This is a genomic window from Metabacillus sp. YM-086 (assembly GCF_048059995.1).
Classification (GTDB): domain Bacteria; phylum Bacillota; class Bacilli; order Bacillales; family Bacillaceae; genus Metabacillus; species Metabacillus litoralis_B.
Genome location: NZ_JBLUOI010000019.1, coordinates 26,425 through 41,524 on the forward strand (window position 1 = coordinate 26,425; position 15,100 = coordinate 41,524).

General features: G+C 36.6%; 13 protein-coding genes. 7 read left to right on the plus strand and 6 right to left on the minus strand.

Annotated features, from left to right (window positions below; genetic code table 11):
• The first annotated feature begins 503 nt into the window (after positions 1-503).
• From ACEWK1_RS10570 to ACEWK1_RS10590, 5 genes are all read left to right on the plus strand, one after another.
• On the plus strand, positions 504-2,303 hold the full coding sequence (locus ACEWK1_RS10570) for an ABC transporter substrate-binding protein (RefSeq protein WP_251406914.1): 1,800 nt from the start codon (positions 504-506) through the stop codon (positions 2,301-2,303).
• A gap of 94 nt (positions 2,304-2,397) precedes the next feature.
• A complete protein-coding gene (locus tag ACEWK1_RS10575) occupies positions 2,398-3,408 on the plus strand; it encodes an ABC transporter permease (protein WP_121664433.1) in 1,011 nt (336 codons plus the stop codon).
• Between the two features lies 1 nt (position 3,409).
• Positions 3,410-4,246, plus strand: coding sequence for an ABC transporter permease (locus tag ACEWK1_RS10580; protein ID WP_121664432.1), 837 nt, complete (start codon positions 3,410-3,412; stop codon positions 4,244-4,246).
• Between the two features lie 4 nt (positions 4,247-4,250).
• Positions 4,251-5,258 (plus strand): ABC transporter ATP-binding protein, encoded by a 1,008-nt coding sequence (locus tag ACEWK1_RS10585; protein ID WP_251397858.1) that lies wholly within the window; start codon positions 4,251-4,253, stop codon positions 5,256-5,258.
• On the plus strand, positions 5,248-6,051 hold the full coding sequence (locus ACEWK1_RS10590; protein WP_251397861.1) for an ABC transporter ATP-binding protein: 804 nt from the start codon (positions 5,248-5,250) through the stop codon (positions 6,049-6,051). Before ACEWK1_RS10585 ends, ACEWK1_RS10590 begins: the two co-directional genes overlap by 11 nt.
• A 14-nt stretch (positions 6,052-6,065) precedes the next feature.
• On the opposite strand, the gene ACEWK1_RS10595 is transcribed toward ACEWK1_RS10590, so the two are convergent.
• From ACEWK1_RS10595 to ACEWK1_RS10605, 3 genes are all read right to left on the minus strand, one after another.
• Positions 6,066-6,998 (minus strand): alpha/beta hydrolase, encoded by a 933-nt coding sequence (locus tag ACEWK1_RS10595; protein ID WP_416636203.1) that lies wholly within the window; start codon positions 6,996-6,998, stop codon positions 6,066-6,068.
• A gap of 166 nt (positions 6,999-7,164) precedes the next feature.
• Positions 7,165-7,842 (minus strand): hypothetical protein, encoded by a 678-nt coding sequence (locus tag ACEWK1_RS10600; protein WP_251406912.1) that lies wholly within the window; start codon positions 7,840-7,842, stop codon positions 7,165-7,167.
• A gap of 93 nt (positions 7,843-7,935) precedes the next feature.
• Complete coding sequence (locus tag ACEWK1_RS10605) at positions 7,936-8,310, minus strand: DUF1992 domain-containing protein (RefSeq protein WP_251406911.1); 375 nt, start codon at positions 8,308-8,310, stop codon at positions 7,936-7,938.
• A gap of 225 nt (positions 8,311-8,535) precedes the next feature.
• Here ACEWK1_RS10605 and ACEWK1_RS10610 point away from each other — a divergent pair, with 225 nt between their 5' ends.
• Positions 8,536-9,813, plus strand: a complete 1,278-nt coding sequence (locus ACEWK1_RS10610; RefSeq protein ID WP_121664426.1) for an MDR family MFS transporter — start codon at positions 8,536-8,538, stop codon at positions 9,811-9,813.
• Positions 9,814-9,882: 69 nt separating this feature from the next.
• On the opposite strand, the gene ACEWK1_RS10615 is transcribed toward ACEWK1_RS10610, so the two are convergent.
• A complete protein-coding gene (locus ACEWK1_RS10615; RefSeq protein WP_251397868.1) occupies positions 9,883-11,361 on the minus strand; it encodes a methyl-accepting chemotaxis protein in 1,479 nt (492 codons plus the stop codon).
• Positions 11,362-11,711: 350 nt separating this feature from the next.
• Here ACEWK1_RS10615 and ACEWK1_RS10620 point away from each other — a divergent pair, with 350 nt between their 5' ends.
• Positions 11,712-11,843, plus strand: coding sequence for a YflJ family protein (locus ACEWK1_RS10620; RefSeq protein ID WP_098799252.1), 132 nt, complete (start codon positions 11,712-11,714; stop codon positions 11,841-11,843).
• Positions 11,844-11,893: 50 nt separating this feature from the next.
• Here the strand turns inward: ACEWK1_RS10620 and ACEWK1_RS10625 are convergent, their stop codons facing one another.
• Both ACEWK1_RS10625 and ACEWK1_RS10630 read right to left on the minus strand, forming a co-directional pair.
• Complete coding sequence (locus ACEWK1_RS10625; protein WP_251406910.1) at positions 11,894-12,985, minus strand: nitric oxide synthase oxygenase; 1,092 nt, start codon at positions 12,983-12,985, stop codon at positions 11,894-11,896.
• 85 nt (positions 12,986-13,070) lie between these two features.
• Positions 13,071-13,796, minus strand: a complete 726-nt coding sequence (locus ACEWK1_RS10630) for a 5-formyltetrahydrofolate cyclo-ligase (protein WP_251406909.1) — start codon at positions 13,794-13,796, stop codon at positions 13,071-13,073.
• Positions 13,797-15,100: the final 1,304 nt, after the last annotated feature.

Here is a 15,100-nt window from a genome sequence, read left to right on the forward strand (position 1 = left end):
CGACAGTGCGGCTACGAACAATTCCCTTTTTGTCGTTCATCACACTTATGAACGACAGTCCGGTTACGAACAATACTTCTTTTGTCGTTCATCACACTTATGAACGACAGTGCGGCTACGAACAATTCCCTTTTTGTCGTTCATCCACCTTATGAACGACAGTCCGGTTACGAACAATACTCGTTTTGTCGTTCATCACCCCTATGAACGACAGTGCGGCTACGAACAATTCCCTTTTTGTCGTTCATCACCCTTATGAACGACAGTCCGGTTACGAGCAATACTCGTTTTGTCGTTCATCCCCTCCTTCTACGAACAGCCCATAGCCCATCCCTTTCTAATCCCAAATCCAATCTCTAGCCCCCCCTAAAAATAGTCCCCCATGCCTAAATTCCAAAAAATAATCTAAAAATTCTAAAATTACTAGTTCTTGTTTTCAAAACAAATAATATATTTTACTTGAAAGCGTTTACTTTATTGGAATCAGAGGGGGGAACTGGTTAATGAGGTTAAAAAGCGTTTTAAGTTTATTTTTCAGTCTAATCATGGTAATTGGACTACTAGCTGCTTGTAACAATGAGGTAAAACCACCAACAACAAATGAACCAACTCCAAGTGAAGAAGGAAATGACTCAGAACAAAATTCATCAGGGACAACACCAAGGAATGAAACATTGTATGTTAATGGTCTACAATGGGGGCCGCCTTCAACCTTTAGTCCATTAGGGGGAAATCCATCTTTTCCAATTGCATATGCGAACTCGAGATCATTAATCTATGAAAATCTTTTCATGATTAATATGCTTGATGGTGCGTTAGAGCCATTACTTGGTACAAGTTATGAATGGACTGATGACACGACACTTCACATTGAATTAAATCCTGATGCAAAGTGGAATGACGGAGAAGCATTCACATCAGAAGACGTTGTGTATTCTTATGAACTAGGAAGCAAATACTCAATATCTTGGAGCAACTTCTGGGAAGCAATTGATGCGGTAGAAGCAGACGGTGATAACGCCGTTAATATCCGCTTAAAACAAGATAATCCTAACCGACTCACAGTTTTAGATAGTCTTCAATTAGTTCCGATGATGCCTAAGCATGTTTGGGAAGAAATTGAAGCGAAAAGCGGGAACGATATTGCCAAGATTCGTGAAGAAGTGAATCCAGATCCTGTTGGTACTGGCCCGTACAAAATGCACACATTTGATAACCAAAAGATCACCTTAATTAGAGATGATAACTATTGGGGACAATCTCTATTTGGCGGCTTACCAGCTCCGAAGTATGTAAGTCATGTTATTTATAAGGATAATGCTGCAGGTTCTCTAGCATTTAAAAAAGGGGAAGTTGACGTTTCACAACAATTCATCCCTCAAGTTTGGAAAATGTGGGAAGACGGTGCTCCAATCAAAACATATGTGAAAGACAAACCATATTACTTACCTGGTTCAATGCCTTCTATTTTCTTCAATATGACAAAAGATGGCTTAAATAATCCAGATGTTAGAAGAGCGATTGCAATGGCAATTGATTATGACAAAATTTCAGAATTAGCAATGAGCGGATATTCTGGTGAAATGAAACCGTCTATTACATTAGATACACCTTCTGAAACAAAGTATGTAGATCAAGATGCCATTAAATCACTTCAATGGACAACAGATATTGATGCAGCCAACGAGTTGCTTGATAGTATTGGAGCGAAAAAAGGAGCAGATGGTATTCGTGTTCTCAATGGTGTAAGACTTGGACCATGGGAAATCGAATGTCCATATGGTTGGTCTGATTGGAATGCTGCCCTAGAAATTGTCGCACAAAACGCTAAGGCCATTGGAATTGAAATTAGAACAAACTTCCCTGAAGCTCCTGTGTGGACAAATGATTTACAAACAGGGAAATTTGACATCATTATGAATACGCCTGCTGGTGCAGTTAGTCCGAGTCAGCCTTGGGATAGAGCAAGAACAATTATGTATTCAGAAGGTGTAGCTCCAGTTGGTGAAATGGCGTTCTGGAACTGGGGAAGATATAAAAATGAAAGAGCCGATGAGTTAATTAAGGAAATTCCAACAATTACAGATGAAGCGAAATTAAAAGAAATGTACACAGAACTTACAAAAATTTATTTAGAAGACATTCCATCAATCCCACTTATGTATAGACCTTGGGTATTCCATACAGTGAACGAATCGGTTTGGAAAGGCTTTGCAGTTGAAGGAGACGGCAATAACATTCCACCACAAATTTCAATTGACGGTGCAGGTGTAAAAGACTTGTATCAAATCACAAATAAATAGACTGAAATATAGATAGAGCTAGTTGGGATAATTCATATAGGTTATCCCAGCTACTCCTTTTAAAACTACCTAATAACGGGGGTGCTGTGAAGTCATGAATGCCTATCGGAAGTTTTTCTTAAAAAAATCCCTCTGGTATCTTGTGACCTTGTTTGTAGCAGTCGCGCTTAACTTCCTACTACCAAGGTTAATAGAGGGAAATCCAGTAAGTGTGATTGCCAACCAAATGACTCAAGGAATGACAGACAGTGATTCAATTAAGAAGGTATACGATACATTTGCTGCAGAGTTTGGTATTGATAAGCCGTTATGGCAACAATTTTTTATTTATGTAGGGAATTTACTGAAGGGTGATTTAGGAACGTCGTTCGGACTCTATCCAATGTCTGTTACTTCTATTCTTGCCTCAGCTGTTCCTTGGACATTAGCTCTTCAACTGCCTGCTATCCTTGTTGGTTGGATCGTCGGAAATGCCCTTGGTGCTATTGCTGCTTATAAAAAAGGTGTATTTGATAAAGTTCTTTTTCCTACATTTTTATTTATCAACTCCATCCCATTTTTTATTTTGGCGATTATTATGCTCTATATCTTTGGGCTAACTCTTAATTGGTTCCCAACATCCGGCGGCTACAATTATCAAATGACACCAAATTTAAGCTTTGAGTTTATTGGATCTGTGATTAGTCATCACTTCCTCCCTTTTATTTCAATTGTCTTGGTTACAATTGGTGGTCAAGCTATCGGAATGAGAGAAATGTCGATCTACGAATTAAACACAGATTACGTTTTATATAGCAAATTACTTGGTATTAAAGATTCAACAATTTCTAGATATGTATTTAAAAATGCGATGTTACCACAGATTACAGGTTTGGCTCTCTCAATCGGTACGATGATCGGCGGGTCATTAATTACTGAAATTGTTTTTAGCTATCCTGGTATTGGAACATGGCTATTTACTGCCATACGTCAACTAGATTATCCACTCATATCCGGCGCTACTCTACTTATTGCCATATCCGTTCTATTAGCTAACTTCACCATTGAAATTATTTATGGGTTGGTTGACCCTAGAATCAAAGCTTCGCAAATGGAGGAAGAATAATATGAATAGTTCACTACAAATATTAATTCGCTCCCCAAAATTCCTTATCGGTGCCATTTCATTTTTGTTGATGCTTGCATTTGTAACGATCTACCCCTTAATTAATACTGCTGATCCAACCGAAATGGTTGCACTCGCCTTTCAGCCACCGAGTGCTGAATTATGGTTAGGCTCCGATAACTTTGGAAGAGACTTGTTTCTTGAACTTATTTATGGAATCAAAACCTCCATTTTTGTAGGATTAGTTGCCGGCTTAAGTGCAACGATTATTGGGTTAATCATCGGATTATCCGCCGGTTATATCGGAGGAATATTTGATGAAATTTTATCTGCCATCACAAATATCTTTATCGTTATTCCGTCTTTCATTGTCTTAATTCTGATTTCAGTCAGTATCGATTCAAGAAGTTCGTTAATTACAGCAATTGTAATTGGCATCACTAGTTGGCCATGGACAGCACGTGCCGTCCGCGCTCAAACATCCTCTCTACGAAACAGAGATCATGTTAATATCGCAAAAATATCTGGTCACAGCACACCAAGAATTATTATTTTTGAAATTTTACCTTACATCATGTCTTATGTTGTAATGGCATTTGTTCTGCAAACAGCATCAGGTATTCTTTCAGAGGCATCGATCTCTATGCTAGGGCTTGGACCATATAACACAATTTCCCTTGGTATTATTATGAACTGGGCTTTAATCTTTGAAGCTCCTGTATCCGGTGCGTGGTGGGCGTTTATACCTGCGGCAATCGCTATTGCGATCATTACATTTTCTCTCTATTTAATGAATACTGGGATGGATGAAATTTTTAACCCTAAGATAAGGAGTTAATAATATGAGTAAACATATTCTTGATGTTAAAGAATTAAAAACCTACTATAAAACCAGATTAAAAGAAAAGGTCTATGCTGTTGATGGTGTGGATTTTCACCTTGAAGATGGAAAAACAATTGGAATTGCCGGGGAATCAGGATGCGGAAAATCAACCTTAGCCTTAAGCTTAATGGGTTTTTACTTTCCTCCACTCCATTTTGGTAGCGGTTCCATTAATATCAATGGAGTAGATATTATGAAGCTCGAAAAAGAAAAGCTTAGAAAACAAGTGTTAGGCAGAGAAATTGCCTACATTCCACAAGCAGCAATGAACGCCCTAAATCCAACGATTAAGATTATTAAATTTATTGAAGACATTATGAAAGAACATCAACCTGAACTGTCGAAAAAACAAGTCTATGAAATGGCTGCTGAAAGATTTGAAACATTAAATCTTTCACCTAAAGTCTTAAATTCTTATCCGAATGAACTTTCTGGCGGGATGAAACAAAGAACAGTTATTGCTATTTCAACCATTTTAAATCCAAAAGTATTAATCGCTGATGAACCAACCTCTGCACTCGATGTAACATCCCAAAAAGTTGTCATTAAATTATTAAAAGATTTATTAGATAAAAAATTCATCCGTTCATTAGTATTCATTACACATGAACTCCCTCTTCTCTATCATGTAACAGACGAAATTATGGTGATGTACGCAGGAGAAATCGTCGAGAGAGGAAAAGCCGAAGACGTTATTTTTAATCCCATTCACCCTTATACCAAAAAGCTAATGGGCTCGATTATTGTCCCTGAATCTGGCATGAAGGAACATAAACTAGCTGCGATTCCTGGAGCACCTCCTAATTTAAAAAAGAAAATAGATGGCTGCCGATTTGCTGAACGATGTTCCTATGCAACTGATGAATGCCGTACTGGAAAAATTACGACTCAACATCTAGGTGAACGTCTGTATCGTTGTCGAATTGACAATGATACGTTAAAGGAGTGGTATGCAAATGAAGCCTAATCAAGAGGTTTTAATTAGCGGGAAAAACATAACAAAGGTTTTCGGTTATGGGAAAAATAAAAACACAGCCGTTGACCAAGTTAACTTTGCGTTCCATCGTGGAGAAATTATTTCAATTGTTGGTGAAAGTGGGAGTGGAAAAACCACACTTGCTAAAATGGTCATGGGACTACTAAAGGAAACAAGTGGAGATATCGAGTATAAAGGAAAGCCACGCAAACTAAAAAGTCATCGAGATCGAAAATCATATTGGCAAGATATTCAAGCCATTTTTCAGGACCCCTTCTCTTCTTTTAACTTGTTTCATAAAGTCGAAAAACTATTAAATGACTGTATTGAACTGCAAGGTTTAAAGCTTTCTAAAGAAGAACGCTTTGAGAAAATGAAAGAAGCATGTACGTTTGTTAACCTGAAATTTGAAGAGCTTTATAATAAATATCCTTTTGAGCTATCAGGTGGACAAATGCAGCGTTTGATGATTGCTAGAATTTTTCTTCTGCATCCAAAGGTATTGCTAGCAGATGAACCAACTTCAATGGTTGATGCCTGCTCTCGCTCTACTATTTTGGATATGTTATTAAAGCTAAGAGAAGAAAACAACATGACGATTATCTTCATTACTCATGACGTAGGTCTTGCCTATTATGTAAGTGATACTCTTTACATCATGGAAAAAGGAAAAATTGTTGAACAAGGAAGCGCCGATAGTGTGTTAATGAATCCACAGCATCCATACACACAACAGCTCATTTCTGACGTACCTAAGCTGCATGAAGCCTGGGATTTGGGATAATCAAAGAAGGCCAACTAACATAAGTTGGCCTCTTCTCTTAACCCACACTCAATTTCCTTTATAAAATCACTTACTTTCTTTTCATAGCCCTTCGGATCTGTATTATAGGCTTCTGCATGACCTGCCTTAGGGACTAAATAGAGCTTTTTATTTCCCTTTTTTCGTTTAAACATATCTAACGTCATTTGCAACGGAATAAACGTATCTTCTTTCCCATGAATAAATAAAATGGGGGTTTTTGTTTTTTCTAACCCTTTTATTGGGGAAATTTCAGGAAAACTCCATCCATGACGTAACTTAATGAGAAGACTTATAACATCGATTAGAGGATAAAAACGCAACCTTAAATCAAGCCTCAATCTTAATTTTAATAAGCTTGAAAAATCACTAAATGAGCAGTCAGCAATACAAAATTTCACTCTGTTGTCCCGTTTGCTTACTTCTAATGCTGTAGCAGCTCCAAGTGATTCACCTAACAAGCCTATAAAAGTACGATCTCCCATTCGCACTGATAAATAGTCAATCCACGCTCTTACATCATCTTTTTCATAGTAACCAAAAGAGGTATAATTCCCTCCACTTAATCCATGAAATCGATGGTCACATAATAAAACGTGAAATCCCCTTTTCTGAAACATTTCTACATATTTAAAACTTCCAAACAAAGACCAACGAATTCCATGAGCAATAATGATTACTTTTTTACTGTTTTTTACTGGAAAAAGCATTCCATGAAGCTTATATCCATGGTAAGACGGAATATATAATTCTTCTTTATCTAACGTGTGAAAGATGTTGGCATCAATTTCCCCCTTTTGAATACCAAGCTTATACGTTTTGTCATAAGGAACCCTTTTCGGCGAAAGAAGAAGACGGCTTAACAAATATATACCTATTGAACAGACAATCATCGAAGCAAGAACTAACCCTATGGTCCATTGCCACATTCACTTCTCTTCCCTTCTAGGCTTTTTTATATTTTATTGAAATGCGCAAGAAGGTGTGACAAGAAAACGAAGCAAGATGAAAAACCGCATGCTTTGGATGATGAAACAAACAAAAAATCCTGTACACCCTTAAACTCTTACTCACGGGTGTACAGGATTAATCACGTTATATCGTCCACTGATCATGGACGATTGCAACAAGCTTCCACTCATCCTTTGAATTTTTTTCAAAAACAAGATTTAAGGCCTTCCAATCCATATTCTCATTTTCCTCAGTTCCCTTTACGTAATACTCAACAACTTGAGACTCAGGAAATGTGTCTTTAATATTTTTTATCGTATTTCCTCTTGCTTGTTCTGGGTTATAAACAACCTCATCAGCCTGATGGTAGCTTGCATCATAAATAAATTCACTATAGTATTTGCTTGGAATTAACTTAATTGGCTCACCACTTCCATCTCTTACACCCCATGTATACTCTTCTTCGGAATGAAAGAAATGCAAGAGATCCTCCTGCTTAAATGTAACAGCATCGTCCTCTATATGAGCATAGGGGGAAAACAACACACCTTTTTCTGAAGAAACATAGGTAGAAAGCTCTTCAAAGTTTTGATCTTGTAAGGAGCCTATTACTTTTTCAGCATTTTCTAAGACGAGCTCCTTATCACCTTTTGGAGGCTCAGCTTCTTCTTCCTCATTTGTTTCGATGTCTGTAGTTTCGTCTGTTGTTTCTTCTTCCGTTACATGATCTTCTTCTATAGGTTTATCTCCTTGCTCTTCTGTACCTTGTACACAACCCGTTAAAAGCAAAATAATAAGAAATAGAAGATAAGATTTTTTCACTCTAGCCCTCCTCGAATGAATGTTTTGTTTATTCCATTTTGTACAACTTCCTTTTAAATTATGAATTCCCTAATTATGAACGAGAAAACAACATTATTTTTTAAAACGATTCAGTACTTTATCTTTATAAAAAGACGATGCCGGTGATTGAAAAGCATTCCGTTTCTTCATTAAACGTTCTATTCTTAACATTCTTTCCTGTTTTTTCTGTTTAAGCGCTTCTTTTTCTTGAAGATCTTCAGTAGCATCTATTAGATCCTCGATTGAACTAATTTCCTTTTTAAGTTTTTCTACATCGTTTAGCATATTTGAATTTTTTAAAACTTTATAAGCCACACGAAGCTCTTCAGGTATATGGGATAGGTCTTCTAGATTCAATGGCTTACCTTGACCAGGTAAGTTGTCGAACTCACCCTCTTCTATTGCCTTTTTTATTTTATCTTCAGCAATGATTGAAAATAAATCCATACAAATCTTTCTCCTTTCGTTGATAAGTATTATAGCTATTATTCACCTCTTCTAACAGTAGATCCTTTAATCATGAAACCAGCCTTCATTTCTCATTCAAATTAAGCTTTAACTACCAACCTGATCTACATTAAGTTTAAGTTAAATTTTTCAAATTTCTATTGTATTTCGTGACCCGAAAGAGTATGATGAGGAACGTAGATTTCTAGAATCGAGGTATTCAAAATGAAAATAAGAGATTGGGATACAAATCTTAAAATACGATTATTTGGTGAAGCCTTGATGAACATAACATTTTGGATGTTCTTCCCGTTTCTAACGATTTATTTCGCTGATGAATTCGGCAAAGCACAAGCCGGCTTATTCCTTATTATATCGCAAGTTTTCTCAGTTATTGCCAATTTAATGGGGGGATATTGTGCTGATCGATTCGGAAGAAAAACCATGATGGTGATGGCTTCATTTGGTCAAGGTTTATCCTTCATGATATTTGCATTATCGAACTCTCCTTGGCTCGATTTGCCTATTCTCGGCTTTATCTGTTTTGCGTTCGCAGGAGTATTTGGTTCCTTTTACTGGCCAGCCTCTCAAGCAATGGTTGCTGACGTAGTTGAAGAAAAGCATCGTAGTAGCGTTTTTGCTATTTTTTATACATCTATTAATATCGCTGTTGTTATTGGACCTATTTTAGGTGCTATTTTTTATGTTCAGTATCCATTTGAAGTATTATTAGTTGCAGGATTCATTTGTATGTTGCTTTCTTTTTTATTAGCAAAACAAACAAGAGAAACTGCCCCTCCTTACAATGCTGGTTCAGCTGGTGAAAACCGTAGATGGTATAGCCCAATACTACAGCAAATCCAGGATTATCGAATAATCTTCCGTGACCAGACATTTTTGCTTTATATCATTGCGGGTGTTCTTGTTGCACTTACCTTTATGCAGCTAGATATGATTATTCCAGTCTATATGACAGACATGATTCAACAACAAGAAATGTTCCGCTTTGGTGATTGGTCCTTAACATTAAACGGTGAGCAAGCATTCGGCGTAATTCTTTCAGAAAATGGTCTGCTTGTGGCTCTATTTACGATTTTCATTACAAAGTGGATGGGAACATTCAAAGAGAGGAATGTGTTTGTTCTTTCTTCTTTCATCTATGGAATCTCAATGGTTGTTTTCGGTTTTACAAGTTCTCTTTGGCTCTACATCCTAGCAATGGCAATTTTTACTTTTGCCGAGCTTATGACAGCTGGAATTCAACAAACGTTTGTTTCAAAACTTGCCCCTGACCATATGCGGGGTCAATATTTTGCCGCTGCTAGCTTGCGATATACAATCGGACGAACGATTGCACCAATAGCGATTCCAATGTCTTTATGGTTTGGATATCAAATTACCTTTGTGATCCTTGGAGCACTAGCAGTTGTAAGTGGATTCTTATATTATGTAATGTTTCAAAAAGCCGAATTAAAACAGGTTAAACATATAGAAGCTAGTTAAAAAAGCTGTAAAACGAAGAGAAATATCTCGTTTTACAGCTTTTTTGTATAAATATTTGCTAGTATCATGTTATGAATTTGTTTGTCTCAAATTCTCAGCCTTTACCGACGTTTCTTCCATTAATCGTGCAATTGTCTTGTTATCTTCTGTTAAATTTTCAACAGTTGCACTCATTTCCTGTAGACTTGCTGAAGATTGTTCAATAATTGCTGCTAGCTCATTCGTTGATAATTGGACATCATGTGACTGACCTTTCACAAGATCCGCAAACTTTGTAAATTGTTCAAACTGTGAAGATAGGTTTTCCAATGTTTTTTTCACATGTTGAATCGATGTACTTACCTTGTCCGATGACTTAACACTTCGGTCAATAAAAGAATAACTATTCTCCATCTTTGTAACGGCAGCTGCATTACTTTCATTTAAAGTATGAAGATTTTCATTTATTTTTTCTGTTGTTGCCCTTGTTACATCTGCTAACTTTCTAATTTCTGAAGCTACAACGGAAAACCCTTTGCCAGATTCACCTGCTCGTGCAGCTTCAATAGACGCATTTAAAGCAAGCAAACCTGTTTGGTCAGTAATCTCTTTTATTGAATTTGTTAACTGATTCATTTCAGTTATTGTGCCTGTTAATAATTTAAACGTCTGATCTAGCTCAGTAATCATTGCTTTTAACTGATTCATATCTGAGTTTAATTCAAAAACCTGCTCGTTACCTTCAATGATAATGTTACTTGCACGGCTAGAATCTTCTTTCAAATCCTTTGAAATAGAATGGAGCTTCTCCATTGATTTCATCGTTAGCTTTGAATTTTCCGATATATCATTAATTTGCTCTGATTGATTTTGACTGCCGGCTGATACTTCCATAATAGCCTGTTTCATTTCTTGTTGCGCTTCTAAACTTTCCTGAATTTGCTTGTTAACAATAGAAACGGCTTCAACAATTCCAGAAACATTAATTTCAAGATGTTGCTTTTGTTTCTCTTTTTCACTTGCTTCACTTTCAGCTTGATCAAGAAAGTGCTGTAGCTGACGGAATTGCCTGCTATTCAAATGAATAACAATTCCAAGAACTAACCCTGATAAAACATAGACAATCCCTGCTGAAGCAAAAATAGTTGATAAAGCTAGGTTATCTTCTTGTTTTAGGATAAATGATAAAACAAAAGCGATAAACCCTAGGGTATAGCCTAACGCAAAGATATTCCTCTTCATATGGATAGAAGAAATTAATGTTAAAAATAGAATAATAATAATAATTTCAGCATTTGGCCCCCATATAAAAAGAGCAGAAATTAAAAATAAATAGATTGAAATAATACTAGTGTATGGGAAAAATACAGGTTTTTTTAATAGTTTTTGAAAAATAAGATACAATAATGTAAACGCTACCAACTCTCCCCCATAAAAAATTCCCTTGGATATATCTTGAACTGCTATTGTTTTAGCCATAGCCAAGATCAAGGAAATGGAGAAACTAATAAACATTAATGTATTTTTCTTCGTCATATCAGTCATAACCATTTTTTCTATCGAATTCATACATATCCCCCTTATGTTTATCTCTTTTATAAAGAAAATATATCATGAATAGGCAAAATTTCCTATTATATTTTACGAAATAGTTCGACTCTTCCCTAAAAAATATAGTATTTGTCAATTTTTAATGCTTTTTATCATAAAATTTTTCTACGCTTTAAAAATCGCTCTACGGCAGTTTTTAAAGAAAAAAATGAAAAATCCCCCCTTTTCACACAGTTTTATAGATGTTACAATGACACCACAAAACTTAAAATGGCTTCTATTCTTATCGGAATAGAGGCTATTTTTGTTACGTTCTCTTGAACGATGCTCTATATATTCTAAAAAATTCAGCTGAAAGGGTGATTTCAATGCATTACGGAAGCAAAGGATGGTATGTTGAAGAACTTAAGAAATTAGGTGTTCGCCGTCATGAAGAGAGAAAACTCGAAAGCTACAAAAAACATTTTCTAGCTAATCTTCTTGAAAAACACAGCAAATAATTTTCTTTTAAGTAGAGATAGAGGCACACCTGTAATCAGTGTGCCCCTACTTAATCATATGGTAAAGCTTGATAAAAATAATTTGGTTTGATCACTTTATTTTCATAACTTTGATGAAAAACATGTGTTGTTGCAGGTGAGACTGGAGGGATCAACCACGTCCAGTCACCAGTAAAATCTCTGGAACTTTCACGTTCGTTTTGTTCGAATCGTTTGAATTGCTGAGCAGCTGTATGGTGGTCAACAATACTTACACCTTCATTTTTAAAGGAATGAAGAACTGCAACATTTAGTTCGATAAGCGCTCGATCTTTCCATAGATTCGCGTGACTTCTTGTATCTAAATTCATAACCGAAGCAATTTTAGGCAGAAGATTGTAGCGAAACGAATCAGCTAAATTTCTTGCACCGATTTCAGTTTCCATATACCAGCCGTTAAACGGGGCCGCTGTATACTCAATACCACCAATCTCCAGCTTCATATCGGAAATTATCGGTACACCGTACCATTTCAGATGAAGATCTGCGATAGCTTCTATTTCAGGGTGGACAATGGACACCTCTAGTACCTTGTCTTCTGGTATAGCAAATAACTTCGGATGTTGATTATTGACCTGAATAATGAGTGGCAGAACATCAAAATTCGTTCGTGCTCCCCGCCAACCTAGTTCCTCACATTGCTTTGTAAACGAGATAGAAGCTGGATCTCCTAGAAGTCCATGTTCTGTTTCATATCCTGCATAGCGAATTAACTGGTGATTCCATATTCGAACACCTTTTTCTTCTCCCAATGACGGTTTAAAAATGGTGATAGCTGGCCGGATTTTTCCAGCATTTGTTGCAAAGGAAAGATGATTTTGCAACGCATGAAATATATCTTCTTCGGATTCTGCATGGCGTTGATCAAATACAGTTAATGTATTCCAAAATAGTCTCCCTATACATTTATTACTGTTTCTCCAAGCCATTTTAGCTCCATGCTCGAGCTCTTCAAATGTATGGTCGTAATAGCCTTTGCCTTCGATTTGAGATTTTATTTGCTTTATTCGTTCATCTATTTGTTTGCTTGACTTTCCAAGTTCTTTATAAGCGATTTTTATAAAATCAATTGCTTCATTTTCTAGCTGCACGTTTGCAACCAATCTGGTCACCTCTTAAAAGTTCTTACATATTTTCTTATATCTTACTTCCTGTCCGTTCCCTGCGTCTAATAAAAACACTCATTAATTACTTTTCTTTCTTTGAATACTTAAGCTCCCAGAGTTGTTTTAATACTGGCATTTCAATCATTTCTTCCTCTGTAACGTGATTCCACTCAACACCAATAGGTTTTTCATATGGAGAATTGGTTTTTGTTAGTCCCTTTTCAGTCGCAATCCAATCAACCGTTAAATCATATGTATCCCTAGGAATTTCATCACTAACTAATTGGGTACTATGGATAGTCGTTACAATTGGAACAGGTGGATTACCTAACTCACGGATAATGGCATATTCACGATCAGCATAGCCTTCCCCTTTTCCCAATCTTCTTCCGTCCGAATGAATCGCTACCGATCCAACTACCATTAAATCAATAGGCGGGATTTCTGTTAAAGGTATTTCTTTTCCATAGGATTTAATATGACTTAAGCTTGCAGCTTTACGCTCCTCTCCAGCTGGCACCCATTCCGGCTTCACCATAATAAACCCAGCCTTGAGACGTGGAGTGGGGACAAGCAATACCTTCCCATCTAACAGAATTTGTTTACGTAACGGAAGCTGTGGAGCATCAGGATTTACTTTTATCACTTTTGCTTCTTTATATTCCTGCAAGGTTGTAATATGGGCTGCAGCAATTTCCGCTCCTTTAAAGTTAGGAATCCGATTTACGAGAGGAAAAGGAAATCGCCCGTTCTTCTCTTCTGTAAGCTGATTCCAAACCTTATGCCTAATTTCGTCCTTTGTTTTCATATCATATAGTACTCCATTCTATTAACGTTTGTTAACTGTATTATAAACAAACTGAAAAGGATAGACACGTAATGAGGTTTATATGAAGTTTATGTTTTGAACGGGATCGTTTGATTGAATAGGGTGAACTATTTATTTTTAGAATGAAGTAGGGAGTGATTATTTGTTATTTTGACGGGACAACTGACAATTGACGTGATTCTTTATTCTTTTGACGTGACCAATCTTTGTTTTGACTTAACGTCTTGTGATTTTGACTTGATGGGAGGGCATTTTGACGGGACTACTTGCATTCGACTTGATTTTCCGCTCTTATGACGTGATCAATCCTCGTTTTGACTTAACATCTTATGATTTTGACTTGATAAGTGGGCATTTTGACGGGACTACTTGCATTCGAACTGATTTTACGCTCTTTTGACGTGACCCATCCTTGTTTCGACTTAACATCTCATGATTTTGACTTGATAAGTGGTCAAATTGATGGAACAACTTACAACCGACCTGATATTACCCTCTTTTGACGTGACAAACCCTTGTTTTGACTTATCGACTCATGATTTTGACTTGATCAGAGACAATATTGACGGGACAACCTGCATTCGACCTGATTTTCCGCTCTTTTGATGGGACCAATCTTTGTTTTGACTTAACATCTTATGATTTTGACTTGATAAGTGGGCATTTTGACGGGACTACTTGCATTCGAACTGATTTTACGCTCTTTTGACGTGACCCATCCTTGTTTCGACTTAACATCTCATGATTTTGACTTGATAAGTGGTCAAATTGATGGAACAACTTACAACCGACCTGATATTACCCTCTTTTGACGTGACAAATCCTTGTTTCGACTTAACATCTCATGATTTTGACTTGATCAGAGACAATATTGACGGAACAACTTGCAACCGACCTGATATTACCCTCTTTTGACGTGACAAATCCTTGTTTTGACTTAACATCTTATGATTTTGACTTGATAAGTGGTCAAATTGACGGAACAACTTACAACCGATCTGATATTACCCTCTTTTGACGTGACAAACCCTTGTTTCAATGACTTAACGCCTTGTGATTTTGACTTGATCAGAGACAATATTGACGGAACAACTTACAACCAACCTGATATTACCCTCTTTTGACGTGACCCATCCTTGTTTTGACTTAACATCTTGTAATTTTGACTTGATAAGTGGGCATATTGACGGAACAACTTACAACCGACCTGATATTACCCTCTTTTGACGTGACCCATCCTTGTTTTGACTTAACATCTTGTAATTTTGACTTGATAAGTGGGC

Bases quoted from the DNA above. Each gene is read 5' to 3' on its own strand.
- ACEWK1_RS10630 (WP_251406909.1), bottom strand. From the start codon at position 13,796: ATGAAAACAAAGGACGAAATTAGGCATAAGGTTTGGAATCAGCTTACA.
- ACEWK1_RS10610 (WP_121664426.1), top strand. From the start codon at position 8,536: ATGAAAATAAGAGATTGGGATACAAATCTTAAAATACGATTATTTGGT.
- ACEWK1_RS10570 (WP_251406914.1), top strand. From the start codon at position 504: ATGAGGTTAAAAAGCGTTTTAAGTTTATTTTTCAGTCTAATCATGGTA.
- ACEWK1_RS10605 (WP_251406911.1), bottom strand. From the start codon at position 8,310: ATGGATTTATTTTCAATCATTGCTGAAGATAAAATAAAAAAGGCAATA.
- ACEWK1_RS10595 (WP_416636203.1), bottom strand. From the start codon at position 6,998: ATGTGGCAATGGACCATAGGGTTAGTTCTTGCTTCGATGATTGTCTGT.
- ACEWK1_RS10575 (WP_121664433.1), top strand. From the start codon at position 2,398: ATGAATGCCTATCGGAAGTTTTTCTTAAAAAAATCCCTCTGGTATCTT.
- ACEWK1_RS10620 (WP_098799252.1), top strand. From the start codon at position 11,712: ATGCATTACGGAAGCAAAGGATGGTATGTTGAAGAACTTAAGAAATTA.
- ACEWK1_RS10585 (WP_251397858.1), top strand. From the start codon at position 4,251: ATGAGTAAACATATTCTTGATGTTAAAGAATTAAAAACCTACTATAAA.
- ACEWK1_RS10580 (WP_121664432.1), top strand. From the start codon at position 3,410: ATGAATAGTTCACTACAAATATTAATTCGCTCCCCAAAATTCCTTATC.
- ACEWK1_RS10615 (WP_251397868.1), bottom strand. From the start codon at position 11,361: ATGAATTCGATAGAAAAAATGGTTATGACTGATATGACGAAGAAAAAT.
- ACEWK1_RS10590 (WP_251397861.1), top strand. From the start codon at position 5,248: ATGAAGCCTAATCAAGAGGTTTTAATTAGCGGGAAAAACATAACAAAG.